This window comes from Thauera sp. 2A1 (assembly GCF_009469595.2).
Lineage (GTDB): Bacteria > Pseudomonadota > Gammaproteobacteria > Burkholderiales > Rhodocyclaceae > Thauera.
In genome coordinates this window covers 42890-54824 of record NZ_SSXV01000013.1, presented here as the reverse complement: position 1 = coordinate 54824, position 11935 = coordinate 42890, and the positions used below count along the sequence as shown (strand labels likewise).

Annotated in this window: 12 protein-coding genes; 10 read left to right on the top strand and 2 right to left on the bottom strand. The window is 66.2% G+C overall.

Annotated elements, in window-relative coordinates; genetic code table 11:
* Positions 1–16 precede the first annotated feature (16 nt).
* The 6 genes from GH664_RS13185 (at position 17) to istB (ending at position 4672) form a co-directional block, all read left to right on the top strand.
* A complete protein-coding gene (locus tag GH664_RS13185) occupies positions 17–286 on the top strand; it encodes a type II toxin-antitoxin system Phd/YefM family antitoxin (protein ID WP_153168538.1) in 270 nt (89 codons plus the stop codon).
* Positions 280–693 carry a type II toxin-antitoxin system VapC family toxin gene (locus GH664_RS13180; protein WP_153168537.1) on the top strand — a complete coding sequence of 138 codons (414 nt, stop codon included), beginning with the start codon at positions 280–282 and terminating at the stop codon, positions 691–693. Before GH664_RS13185 ends, GH664_RS13180 begins: the two co-directional genes overlap by 7 nt.
* Positions 690–1328, top strand: a complete 639-nt coding sequence (locus GH664_RS13175) for a DUF938 domain-containing protein (RefSeq protein WP_153168536.1) — start codon at positions 690–692, stop codon at positions 1326–1328. The genes GH664_RS13180 and GH664_RS13175 overlap by 4 nt, the downstream gene beginning before the upstream one ends.
* Positions 1329–1989: 661 nt before the next feature.
* On the top strand, positions 1990–3549 hold the full coding sequence (gene istA / locus GH664_RS13170) for an IS21 family transposase (protein WP_153168592.1): 1560 nt from the start codon (positions 1990–1992) through the stop codon (positions 3547–3549).
* Positions 3550–3619: 70 nt separating this feature from the next.
* On the top strand, positions 3620–3895 hold the full coding sequence (locus GH664_RS13165; RefSeq protein ID WP_153168535.1) for a hypothetical protein: 276 nt from the start codon (positions 3620–3622) through the stop codon (positions 3893–3895).
* A 42-nt stretch (positions 3896–3937) separates the two neighbouring features.
* A complete protein-coding gene (istB, locus tag GH664_RS13160) occupies positions 3938–4672 on the top strand; it encodes an IS21-like element helper ATPase IstB (protein ID WP_153168534.1) in 735 nt (244 codons plus the stop codon).
* Between the two features lie 163 nt (positions 4673–4835).
* On the opposite strand, the gene GH664_RS13155 is transcribed toward istB, so the two are convergent.
* A complete protein-coding gene (locus GH664_RS13155; protein ID WP_153168533.1) occupies positions 4836–5840 on the bottom strand; it encodes a zinc-binding alcohol dehydrogenase family protein in 1005 nt (334 codons plus the stop codon).
* On the opposite strand from GH664_RS13155, the gene GH664_RS13150 reads away from it, so the two are divergent.
* The 4 genes from GH664_RS13150 (at position 5839) to GH664_RS13135 (ending at position 11449) form a co-directional block, all read left to right on the top strand.
* On the top strand, positions 5839–6843 hold the full coding sequence (locus GH664_RS13150; RefSeq protein WP_228111500.1) for a LysR family transcriptional regulator: 1005 nt from the start codon (positions 5839–5841) through the stop codon (positions 6841–6843). The genes GH664_RS13155 and GH664_RS13150 overlap by 2 nt on opposite strands.
* Positions 6844–7393: 550 nt before the next feature.
* Positions 7394–8602, top strand: coding sequence for a heme d1 biosynthesis radical SAM protein NirJ (gene nirJ / locus GH664_RS13145; protein ID WP_153168532.1), 1209 nt, complete (start codon positions 7394–7396; stop codon positions 8600–8602).
* 38 nt (positions 8603–8640) lie between these two features.
* Positions 8641–10170 (top strand): nitrite reductase, encoded by a 1530-nt coding sequence (locus GH664_RS13140; protein WP_153168590.1) that lies wholly within the window; start codon positions 8641–8643, stop codon positions 10168–10170.
* A 91-nt stretch (positions 10171–10261) separates the two neighbouring features.
* Positions 10262–11449, top strand: coding sequence for an NnrS family protein (locus GH664_RS13135; RefSeq protein ID WP_153168531.1), 1188 nt, complete (start codon positions 10262–10264; stop codon positions 11447–11449).
* 74 nt (positions 11450–11523) lie between these two features.
* On the opposite strand, the gene GH664_RS13130 is transcribed toward GH664_RS13135, so the two are convergent.
* On the bottom strand, positions 11524–11931 hold the full coding sequence (locus tag GH664_RS13130) for a hypothetical protein (RefSeq protein ID WP_153168530.1): 408 nt from the start codon (positions 11929–11931) through the stop codon (positions 11524–11526).
* Positions 11932–11935: the final 4 nt, after the last annotated feature.

Below are 11935 nucleotides of genomic sequence, written 5' to 3'. Positions count from 1 at the left end.
CGAGGAGGCTGCAATCGTGGACAACACCCTTACCGTCGGCGAGATCAAACGGCGCGGCATGGCCGCCATCGAGGAGGGCTTGCGCCGTGGGCCCGTCCACATCGTCAAGCGCAACAAGCCGGCCGCCGTGGTGCTCACCGAGGAGGCGTATCAACGCCTCCTCGGCGGAACGGTGGCCTTGCCGCAAGGCATGACGGCGGTGCAGTGGCTGCTGTCCCAGCCACCCGCCGGTCAGCGCAGCAAGGAACAGATCGACGCCGAACTCCAGGCCGAGCGTTCGTGGTGATCGCTTTCTTCGACGCGAGTGCGCTGATCTATCTGATGGAGGGCAGGGAGCCGTTTGCGAGCACTGTGCGCAAGGAACTGGCGGCCCTTGCCGGCGCCTTTCCCAACCTGGGGGCGGCCGTCAGTCGATTGACCTGGCTGGAGTGCCGCGTGGGCCCGATGAAGTCCAACGACGGTGCTGCGCTTGCGGCTTTCGATGCCTTTTTCACGCGACCCGACCTGATCTGGCTGGAATTGACCAGGCAAGTCGTGGAACTGGCCACGGCGATCCGGGTCCGCCATGGCTTGCGGACGCCCGATGCCTTGCAGGCGGCGAGTTGCCTGCAACTGGGTGATGAGCATGTATTCCTGACCGGCGATAGCGCCTTCCGGCGGGTCATGGGATTGAACGTGGTGGTGCTGACATGACCGACCGCCGCAAGTTCGCTCCCGCCACCGCACGCAACCGCGACTTCATCCTGCCCGTCCTGCAGCGCGTGCTGCCGGCCGCCGGCACCGTGCTGGAAGTCGGCAGCGGCACTGGCGAGCACGCGGTGCATTTCGCCCGCCATCTGCCGGCGCTGCGCTGGCAACCCAGCGACGGCGACCCCGCTGCGCTTCAATCCATCGCCGCCTGGGCCGCCGAGGCGGCGCTGCCCAACCTGAACGAGCCCTTGCTGCTCGACCTTGCGACCGAGACCTGGCCGATGATCTGCGCCGATGCCGTGGTGGCGATCAACGTGCTGCACTACTCGCCGTGGCCCACGACGGCCGCGTTGTTCCGCGGCGCGGCTGCGGCGCTGCCGGCTGGTGGGGTAGTCTATTGCTATGGACCGTACCGTCGGCACGGCTCGCATACCGCGCCGAGCAACGCCGACTTCGACGACTGGCTGCGCGGCGTCGATCCGCGCTTCGCGGTGCGCGACCTCGAGGCGGTCGAAGCCGAAGCGGCGCAGCAAGGCTTCCGGCTCGAGGAGATCATCGACATGCCGGCCAACAACTTCAGCCTAGTGTTTCGCCGCAACCGAGCCCGCATAAATTTTCCTGCAGGGGATTCGGGATAGTCGCTGCGTCACCCTGGGGCCTAACCTGTGCGGAACGTTACAGGGCCTCGAGTGTCGGTCACTGCCATCGTGACGTCATGACTGCTGCAACAGCGAGTGGCGGCTATGCGCAGCCGTCTCCCGATGCCGGCAGCTGGCCAACTGCGGACAGTGGCCTATTTGCCTGGGCGGTCATTCAGAGGACCGCTTCACGCCGGAAGTGGTCGGAGTACCCAAGGAAGCGACAAGGCCGGAAGAGCCATTCGGGCCGAGGCCACCGAACAACTGCAATCGGATGAAAAAGCAGGCGTTCAGCGGAATCCGACCTCTAACAATGCGGCCTGATCTCAGGAGCGCGTAAGGGGTCGGAATCGATGGCCGTGTGGCATGCTCAGCGGAAGCCCTCGAGGACGATCTTGCCGCGCGACTTTCCGCTTTCGAGCAATGCGTGGGTGCGTATTCCGACCCATCGTGACCGCCCATTCCGAGAAGGGTGTGACCGGTGATTCCGAGGTCGTGACCGGCGATTCCGATTTGATCGTGACCGATTTGGGCCGCCGTCGGAATCACCGGTCACGTTGTCGGAATCGTCGGTCACGATCAAATCGGAACGGCCTGTGCGGCCAGCGTGGCAACCATCTTTGTCACGGCTACCCTCGCGCGCTTTGCGTGGAGCGAGGGGATGCCGGCGGAGCGGATTGCCATGCACAACATCAAGGAGCTGTTACGGCTCAAGTACGACTGCGCGCTCTCGCATGAGCGCATCGCGCGCGCGCTGTCGATCTCCAAGGGCGTCGTCGCCAAGTATGTGAAGGCGGCCGAGGCCAGCGGCGTGAGCTGGGCCGAAGTGGCGGCGGCCGACGAGGCGCGCCTGCGCGCACTGCTGGGCGGGACGCCGCGTCCGCGCGGGACGGCGGTGGGCTACCGGATGCCCGATCTCGCCGGCGTCCATCAAGGGCTCAAGCGCAAGAACGTGACTCTGGCACTGCTGTGGGAGGAGTACGTCCAGGCGACGGCCGGGCCGACCTACCAGTATTCGCGCTTCTGCGACCTCTACCGGGACTTCGCCAAGGGCCTCAAGCGCTCGATGCGCCAGGTGCACCGCGCCGGCGAGAAGCTCTTCATCGACTACGCGGGCGACACGGTGCCGATCGTCGATGCCGAGACCGGCGAGATTTCTCGGGCGCAGATCTTCGTGGCCGTGCTCGGGGCCTCGAACTACACGTTTGCCTGCGCCACGGCCACGCAGTCGCAAGCCGACTGGCTGGGGGCGCTGGGGCGGGCGCTGCGTTTCATCGGCGGCGTGCCCGAGCTGATCGTCCCCGACAACACCCGCTCCATGGTCGGCGAACCGGACCGATACGCGCCGCAATTGCAGCGCACCACTGCCGAGTTCGCCCAGCACTACGGCGTGGCGATCCTGCCCGCACGCCCCTACAAGCCGCAGGACAAGAGCAAGGTGGAGGTGGGCGTGCAGATCGTGCAGCGCTGGATCCTGGCGCGGCTGCGGCACCGGCGCTTCTTCTCGCTGGCCGAGCTCGACGTGGCCATCGCCGAGCTGCTCGAGGATCTCAACGCACGCCCCTTCCAGCGCCTGCCCGGCAATCGTCGCAGCGCCTTCGAGACGCTCGAGCAGCCGGCGCTGCGTGCGCTGCCCGCCACGCCGTTCCAGTTCGCCCAGTGGAAGAAGGCCAAGCCCAACATCGACTATCACGTCGAGTTCGACGGCCACTACTACAGCGTGCCCCACGCGCTGGTCGGGCAGGTGCTGGAGCTTCGCGTCACGCTCTCGAGCATCGAGTGCTTCGCCGGCGGACGCCGCGTGGCGGTGCATGCCCGCAGCCACCGGCGCGGCGCCTTCAGCACGCTCACCGAGCACATGCCCGCCTCGCACCAGGCCCACCGCCAGTGGTCGCCCAGCAAGCTCATCGCCTGGGGCGCCACGGTGGGGCCGCACACCGAGCGCGTGGTCGCCTTCCAGCTCGAACGCATGCCGCACCCCGAACAGGGCTACCGCGCCTGCCTGGGGCTGATGCGCCTGGCCCGCCAGTACGGCAACACACGGCTGGAGGCCGCCGCCACCCGCGCCGTCGCGCTCGGGGCGATGCGCTACAAGAACCTCGCCTCGATGCTCAAGACCGGGCTCGATCGCGCACCGCTGCCGGCGAGTGCGCCGCAACAGGCCGAACTCGCCCTGCCCGATGCGCACGCCAACCTGCGCGGTGCGCACTACTACCACTGATCCACTGCGCTGTTACGCCGTAACGGCTCGACCGCCCCTCAAGGGCCTCCATCCCCGTTCAGGAGCCTTCATGCCCACCTCCAACGCACAACGCCAAGCCGCCTACCGCGCCCGTCACCTGCAATCGGACGACGGAGAAGGCGTGCGACTCAACCTGATCATCGGCACGCACGCCAAGTGCGCCCTCGAACGCCTGGCCAGCGCCCACGGCCTCACCCAGCGCGCAATGCTCGAGCGCCTGCTCGTGCGGGCCGAGCAGGGCACGGTCGCGGCGCTGCCGGCGCCGCTGCGCACCGACTACTACGAGCGGCGGCTGCGTTTGCCTGCCGACGCCGTTACGCCGTAACGCACGATCCCCCTCTCAACCCCCCCCACCGGAGAAACCACGATGCTCACCCACCCCACGCTCGAGCAACTGCGCGCCCTGCGCCTGGAGGGCATGGCACGCGCCCTCGAAGAACAGCACGCCCACCCCGCGATCGAGGCGCTCACCTTCGACGAGCGCCTGGCCCAGCTCATCGACCGCGAGCTGCTGCTGCGCGACGGCAAGCGCATCGAGCGCCTGCTCAAGGCCGCCCGCATCAAGGTCGGCGGCGCCTGCCTGGAGGATGTCGACTACCGCGCCGGGCGCGGCCTGGAGCGCAGCCAGTTCGCCGCGCTGGGCACCTGCCACTGGATCCGCCAGGCACAGAACTGCCTGATCACCGGCCCCACCGGCAGCGGCAAGACCTGGCTCGCCTGCGCACTCGCCAACGCCGCCTGCCGCCAGGGGCTGTCGGCCTACTACGTGCGCCTGCCGCGCCTGTTCGAGGAGCTGCGCCTCGCCCACGCCGACGGCAGCTTCAGCCGACGGCTCATGCAGTTGGCCCGGCTCGACCTGATCGTGATCGACGACTGGGGCCTGGCGGCGCCTTCGGCGCAGGAGCGCAGCGATCTGCTCGAGCTCCTCGACGACCGTGTCGGCAGCCGCTCGACGGTGATCACCAGCCAGCTGCCGATCGAGCACTGGCACGCCTACCTCGGCGACCCGACCTTCGCCGACGCGATCCTCGACCGCATCGTGCATGCCGCGCACAAGCTCGCCCTGAAGGGCGAATCGATGCGAAAGAAGGCAACGGCATGAGGCCGCACGTGCTCCACGGCTTACCCACAGCCGGCCGCCCGCCAGCGTATGAGGCGCGCTGGCGGCCGCCTGTGGATAAGCCTATGCCATGCCCTGAAATGACCGTGATCGTGACCGACGCGGTTAAACTCTGAACACCACGCTGGCGCGCACAGAACACCGGTCACGTTCGTCGGAATGAGCGGTCACGATCGTCGGAATGCGCAGCGTGGGCGCGTTTAAGGTTGGCCGCATTGATGACGCCGTAGTGCTCTCCGAGGGTGCTTCGTAACAGGCCCTTGTCGACCATCGCCGCCACCTCGTTGAGGATGTAGCCCTGCTGCTCCATGTCCTCCGTTTCAAACATCGAGCGCGTGAACATCAGTTCCCAGTGCAGCGACACGCTCTTGCGCTTGAGTAATCGAACGTCGATCGGCTCTGGGTCGTCAATCAGGCCGAACTTGCCCTGCGGCGCGATTGCATCGACGATGGCCGGAAAGTGCTGGTCGGTGTGGGTCAGGCTCACCACATAGCCAACCTCGCCAACGCCCACCCGAGTCAGTTCTTCCAGCAACACCTTGCGATGGTCGATCACCAGATGCGAACCTAGTTCGGTAAGCCAGTCTTGAGTCTCCGGCCGCGAGGCGGTGCCCACGACGGTCACCGCCGTGAGCTGGCGCGCGAGCTGGGTCATGATCGAACCCACCCCGCCACCGGCGCCGATGATAAGCAGGATTTGCCCGCCGGCCGTGTCGCCGCGCCCTAGGCGCAACCGGTCGAAGAGCATCTCCCAAGCGGTAATGCTGGTCAGCGGCAGCGCCGCCGCAGCGGCGAAATCGAGCGATTCCGGCATCTTCCCGACAATTCGCTCGTCGACGAGTTGCAACTCGGCGTTGCTGCCTGCCCGCGCTATGGAGCCGGCGTACCACACTCGATCACCCGGCCGGAAGCGGGTCACCTTGGGCCCCACCTCGCGCACCACGCCGGTCGCATCCCACCCCAGCACCTGCCATTCGCCAGCGGCGGGCTGGGCGCGCATCCGCATTTTGGCGTCCACGGGATTGACCGACACCGCCCGGACTTCCACCAGCAGGTCTCGGCCCGCTGCGGTGGGCTCGGGAAGCTCAACGTCGAGCAGCGATTCCGAATGCTCGATCGGGTACGAATGTTGGTAGGCGACGGCTTTCATGACTCGCTCCCTGCAAATGAAGATGTGGAGAGAGCATCACATCTGCTGCACAATTGATAAACAGCTTCTCAACGATCACTGTTTCAATCATCATTTGAAAATGAAGGCGCTTCGTGACCTTGATATCTTTGTTCGTGCTGCAGAACAATCCAGCCTGACGGCCGCTGCCCACCAACTCGATCTCACCCCCGCTGCAGCCAGCGCAGCGGTCAAGCGACTCGAACGTGAGCTAGGCTGTGCGCTGATGTTGCGCTCGACGCGTAGCCTGCGCCTTACCGCGGAGGGCGAACTCCTGCTTAACCGTGGCCGCCAAGCGCTCGAACTTCTCGACGAGGCACATGAGGCGATCGCCTCCGGTCGCAGCACGATTCGCGGTCCGCTGCAGCTCTCGCTACCGTCGGACCTTGGGCGCAATTGTGTCCTCGCTTGGCTCGACGCTTTCACGCAGCGGCACCCAAAAGTTCAGCTCCGCATTCAGCTCTCGGATCGGGTCTCGGACCTCTACCGCCACCCAATCGACCTCGCGCTGCGATACGGCGCGCCGCCGGACTCCAGTCTCGTGGCGCTCCCGATCGCTCCGACTAACCGCCGCATGCTGTGTGCCGCGCCAGCCTACCTCCAGCGCCATGGCGAACCCGCTAACCCGGCCGAACTCGCTGCCCACAACTGCCTGTGCTTCGCGCTCGGCGACCAGATGCACGACCGCTGGCGATTTTGGCGCAATGGGCAGGAGAGCTCGATCGCGGTCAGCGGTGACCGCAGCGCCGACGACGGCGACGCCGTGCGGCGTTGGGCGGTCGCCGGCCACGGCATCGCCTATAAGTCGGAGCTCGACATTCGTCCCGATCTCGATGCCGGTCGCCTGGTCGAGCTGTGTACCGACTGGGTGGGCGAACTCGCGCCGCTCAACCTGATGTGCGCCGACCGCCGCCAGCTATCCGCTTCGGTTCAAGCCTTGCGCGCGTTCTTGCAGGATTGCATCCAAGGCTCATCCAGCGCTTGATGGGCTCCGGCAGGGCGAGCGCAACCGCTGTCGCTCGCGGACGGCGCGAAAAGCGACCTTCGAGACGGGGGCGAGCCCAGTCTGCCAGAGGCGAAGAGAGCTGCCATCGGAGGCCGAAAATCCCGGGTCAGTTCTGCGTGAAAATCAACATTCAGCCTCAGAAGTTTCTTCAATGGAACCGGCCGGCTTTCCTCGACACTGGTGTCGTCCATTTATTGGCGGCGGGTAGAGCTTGGAAGCGTGATTTTGTTAAGTGATCACGGACCGACTGTTCGACGGCGCTGAGGTCCGTGCGACTGTTTCGCTCAAAAACCTGTCCGTGGGCTACCAAGATCGCGACAGTCTCATAGGGGTCGACAGGGTGAGTTGGAGCAGTGGGTATGCAGTCATCCCCTCTGGATAGAGAGGCGGCGAGCAGGTGGATCGATCGGCTGTCGGGGCTTCTTTGCGCGCGGACGGCTGGCCGCAGCCCGAACACGGGTCCCTTGACCGGCGTCATTTCCTTATCGGTGGCGCTCGGCTGTAATCGCCGCATACAGGAGAGCCCGCCATGTTCCGCATCTCGCATTTCATCCGCGAACTCGACCATCCCACGCCGGTCGGGCCGCATCGCAACCCGCCCGGCCCCGTCGTGATCTGGAATCTGATCCGGCGCTGCAACCTGACCTGCGAGCACTGCTACTCGATCTCCGCCGACAAGGATTTTCCGGGGGAGCTCGATACCGCCGAAGTCTTCAAGGTGATGGACGACCTGAAGGCAGCGCGCGTGCCGGTGCTGATCCTGTCGGGCGGCGAGCCGCTGCTGCGCCCGGACATCTTCGACATCGCGCGGCGGGCGAAGACGATGGGCTTCTATGTCGCGCTGTCGTCCAACGGCACGCTGATCGACTCCTCGAACATCGACGCGATCGATGACATCGGCTTCGACTACGTCGGCGTCAGCCTCGACGGCATCGGTGCCACGCATGACCATTTCCGCCGCAAGGAGGGCGCGTTCGAAGCCTCGATGGCGGGCATCCGCCTGTGCCTGGAGCGCGGCCTCAAGGTCGGCGTGCGCTACACCATGACCGAAGGCAATGCCCACGACCTGCCGGCCCTGCTCAAATTGGTCGAGGACGAGGGCATCGACAAGTTCTATTTCTCGCACCTGAACTACGCCGGGCGCGGCAACAAGCACCGCGCCGGCGATGCGCGCCATCGCACCACCCGCGAGGCGATGGAGCTGCTGTTCGAAACCTGCCTCGACCTGCACCGCCGCGGCATCGACAAGGACTTCGTCACCGGCAACAACGATGCCGACGGTGTGTTCCTGCTGCACTGGGTGCGTGAGCGCTTTCCCGAGCGCGCGGCGCACATCGAGGCCAAGCTACGGCAGTGGGGCGGCAACGCCAGCGGAGTGAACGTGGCGAACATCGACAACCTCGGCGTCGTGCATCCGGACACCATGTGGTGGCATGTGCCGCTGGGCAACGTGCGGCAGCGGCCTTTCGGCGAGATCTGGAACGACCTCTCCGACCCGCTGCTCGCCGGCCTGAAGCAGCATCCGCGCAAGCTCGAGGGGCGTTGTGGTGCGTGCCGCTACATCGACATCTGCAACGGCAGCTCGCGCGTGCGCGCGGGCCAGGTCACCGGCAACCCGTGGGCGGAAGATCCCGCGTGCTATCTCAGCGACGAGGAAATCGGCGTGACAGCGGCCGATTACGGTAACGAGCGCGTCGTCACCACGCCGTGGATCCGGCTGCAGGAGGAGAGCGCGTGAAGCCCTTCATCCGTGTGATCGTCCTTTGGGTGCTGGCGATGATGGCGTTCTTCGCCGTGCAGGTCTTCGCTGCCGAGGGTGTCGTGGATGCGCGGGCGCTCTTCCGCGAGCATTGCGCGAGCTGCCATTCACCCGATCGCCTCGGCGGCATGGGGCCGGCGCTGCTGCCCGACAACCTCGCACGCCTGCGCAAGGCCGAGGCGGTGCAGGTGATTGGTGCCGGCCGCGCGGCGACGCAGATGCCCGCCTTCGCCGACAAATTGTCGAAGGACGAGATCGCCGCGCTGGCGGATTTCATCTATACGCCGGTGCTGCCCGCGCCCGCATGGAGCGAGGCGGACATCCGCGCTTCGAGCGTCCAGCATGTCGATCCGAAGATGCTGGCCGACAAGCCGGTGTTCGATGCCGATCCGCTGAACCTGTTTCTGGTCGTCGAAGCGGGCGATCACCACGTCAGCGTGCTGGACGGCGACAAGCTCGAACCCATCCATCGCTTCCAGTCGCGCTTTGCGCTGCACGGCGGCCCCAAGTTCACGTCAGACGGCCGCTATGTGTTCTTCGCCTCGCGTGACGGCTGGGTGAGCAAGTTCGACCTGTGGAACCTGAAGACGATCGCCGAAGTGCGCGCCGGCATCAATACGCGCAACGTGGCGGTGTCGAGCGACGGCCGCTTCGTCATCGCGGCCAACTATCTGCCGCAGAACCTGGTGCTGTTCGATGCGGACCTGAACCTGGTGAAGGTCATCGAGGCGGCCACGCTCGACGGCAAGCAGCAATCGCGCGTGTCGGCCGTGTATGACGCGGCGCCGCGCAAGAGCTTCGTCGCCGCGCTCAAGGACGTGCCGGAGATCTGGGAGATCAGCTACGACGAGAAGGCGTCTCCGATCTTCGACGGCTATGTGCACGACTACCGCATGAAGGAAGGCGTCGCCAGGCCGGGGTTCCTGAACCCGCGGCGCACGCCGCTGGAGGACGTGCTCGACGATTTCTACTTCGACCGGGATTATCGCCAGGTGATGGGCGCCAGCCGAGAGGGCAAGGGCCAGGTCATCAACCTCGACGTGCGGCGCAAGGTTGGCGAACTCGCGCTCGACGGCATGCCGCACCTGGGCTCGGGCATCACCTTCACCTGGAATGGGCGTCCGGTGATGGCCAGCACCAACCTGAAGGCAGCGGAAGTCACGGTGATCGACCTCAAGACCTGGCAGGTGGTCAAGCGCATCCCCACGCGTGGCCCAGGCTTCTTCCTGCGCAGCCACGAGAACAGCCGTTACGCCTTCGTCGATTCGATGATGAGCCCGTCGGCCAAGAACATCCTGCAGGTGATCGACAAGCAGACGCTGGAAGTGGTCAAGGAAATCCATGGCGAACCGGGCCGCACGCTCGCCCATGTCGAATTCACCCGCGATGGCCGCTATGCGCTGGCCAGCCTGTGGGAGAACGATGGCGCAGTCATCGTGTACGACGCCCAGACCCTGAAGGAGGTCAAGCGCCTGCCGATGAGCAAGCCGGTCGGCAAGTACAACGTGTGGAACAAGATCACCCGCGACGAAGGCACCAGCCACTGAATCCCCCCGACGCAGGGGCCGAGGCGGCGCGGCCCCTGCGCATATCACGCGCACACGACGCGCGATTCATCCGCCCCCTTAGAGCTCCAACATGGCACTGATACGACTCGACGAACCCACCTCCCACCGGATTCCGCCGGACACCTTTTCGCTGTTCGCCCTCGGCTTCCGACCTTTCTACCTTCTCGCAGCATTCTTTTCCGTGGTGGCGATCCCGATCTGGGCGCTGGTTTATTCAGGCGTGCTGCACACGCAGATCCCCGGCGTCTGGTGGCATGCGCACGAGATGATCTTCGGTTTTGCCGCGGCGGTCATCGTGGGCTTCCTGTTCACCGCCGGCAAGGCCTGGACCGGCCTCGATACCCCCACCGGCAAGCCGCTGGCGGCAATTGCCGCAGTGTGGATTGCCGGCCGGCTGGCAATGGCATTCGGCAGCAGCCTCGTCGCCGCCCTCGTCGACGTGGTGTTCCTGCCGGTATGCGCGGCGATCTTCTTTGCCGTGCTGCTGCGTTCCAAGAGCAAGCGCAACTATTTCATCGGCGGTCTGCTGAGCGTGCTGTCGCTGGCAAACCTGGCCTTCCACCTTGCGCAGCTCGGCATCGTGGCGTTGGACCCGCTCAAGGTGCTGCATCTTGCGCTCAGCCTGATCGTGCTGCTCGAGACCATCATCGCCGGCCGGGTGGTGCCGATGTTCACCGCCAACGCGTTGCGTGGCGTCAAGCAGTGGCGCAACAAGGGTTTCGACTACACCGCCATCGGCTTCACCGCTGCGGCGCTGGTCTTGTGGGTGGCCGACGCCGGCCCGTGGGGGGCGGCCGTCGCAGTGGTTGCCGCCCTGATGCAGTTCGCGCGCACCTGGGGCTGGAATCCGCTGGCGACCCGCGTCAATCCGCTGCTGTGGGTGCTGCATGTGTCGCACCTGTGGATCCCGGTGGGCCTGCTGTTGCTGGCCAGCACGCAATTGGGCATGGTGCCGCGCTCCGCCGGCATCCATGCGTTGGCCATCGGTTCGACCGGCGGCCTCATCATCGGCATGATCACCCGTACCGCGCTGGGCCATACCGGCCGCATGCTGACGGCCGGCCCGGTGGAAACGACGGCCTACGTGCTGGTGCAGATCGCCGCGGTCGCGCGCGTGCTGACCGTGGCGGCGATCCCCGCGGCGGCTACCGGAGGCGTGCATCTGGCGGCGACGCTGTGGGCGATCGCGTTCGCGCTGTACGCCTGGCGCTATTTCCCCTTCCTCACGCGAGCAAGGGTGGATGGCAAGCCCGGCTGATCCTGCGGACGCATTCGGCGCAGGGCGCCATGTTCCGACAGCCATCCGGGCAATCTCGCGTGCTGCAGTGCTGCTCAATCGGCCAGGCTGGGCACCGAAGGTGACTGCAGCATCGCTTGTGGCGCGAGGTGCGCCGCCAGCGGTGCGTCACTGATGTTCGCGGCGGGCCGCAGCACGAGGCGGCCTTCGACCTCCACCCGCCTGCCGTCGAACGCCGCGATTTCCGCCGCCGGACGCGGACCGTCACCGAGGGCCACCCGCGCCGGGACATCGTCGACCGCGAGCGAATCGTACGCGGCGGCGCTTCCCTCCAGTGCGATGACGACTTCCCCTAGCTTCGCTTCCTCGCGCGGCTGGCCGGGGCGGGGCATCTTCTTCAGCGTGGGCACCGCGACATAGGTGCCGCACAACTGCACGACGCATCCGTCGGCATCGCGCAGGTGGTCGGCGTGGGTGCAACGGCGGGGTACGTTCGGGTCCATGCGG

Bases quoted from the DNA above. Each gene is read 5' to 3' on its own strand.
- GH664_RS13175 (WP_153168536.1), top strand. From the start codon at position 690: ATGACCGACCGCCGCAAGTTCGCTCCCGCCACCGCACGCAACCGCGAC.
- istA (WP_153168592.1), top strand. From the start codon at position 1,990: ATGCCGGCGGAGCGGATTGCCATGCACAACATCAAGGAGCTGTTACGG.
- GH664_RS13165 (WP_153168535.1), top strand. From the start codon at position 3,620: ATGCCCACCTCCAACGCACAACGCCAAGCCGCCTACCGCGCCCGTCAC.
- istB (WP_153168534.1), top strand. From the start codon at position 3,938: ATGCTCACCCACCCCACGCTCGAGCAACTGCGCGCCCTGCGCCTGGAG.
- GH664_RS13150 (WP_228111500.1), top strand. From the start codon at position 5,839: ATGACTCGCTCCCTGCAAATGAAGATGTGGAGAGAGCATCACATCTGC.
- GH664_RS13155 (WP_153168533.1), bottom strand. From the start codon at position 5,840: ATGAAAGCCGTCGCCTACCAACATTCGTACCCGATCGAGCATTCGGAA.
- nirJ (WP_153168532.1), top strand. From the start codon at position 7,394: ATGTTCCGCATCTCGCATTTCATCCGCGAACTCGACCATCCCACGCCG.
- GH664_RS13140 (WP_153168590.1), top strand. From the start codon at position 8,641: ATGATGGCGTTCTTCGCCGTGCAGGTCTTCGCTGCCGAGGGTGTCGTG.
- GH664_RS13135 (WP_153168531.1), top strand. From the start codon at position 10,262: ATGGCACTGATACGACTCGACGAACCCACCTCCCACCGGATTCCGCCG.
- GH664_RS13130 (WP_153168530.1), bottom strand. From the start codon at position 11,931: ATGGACCCGAACGTACCCCGCCGTTGCACCCACGCCGACCACCTGCGC.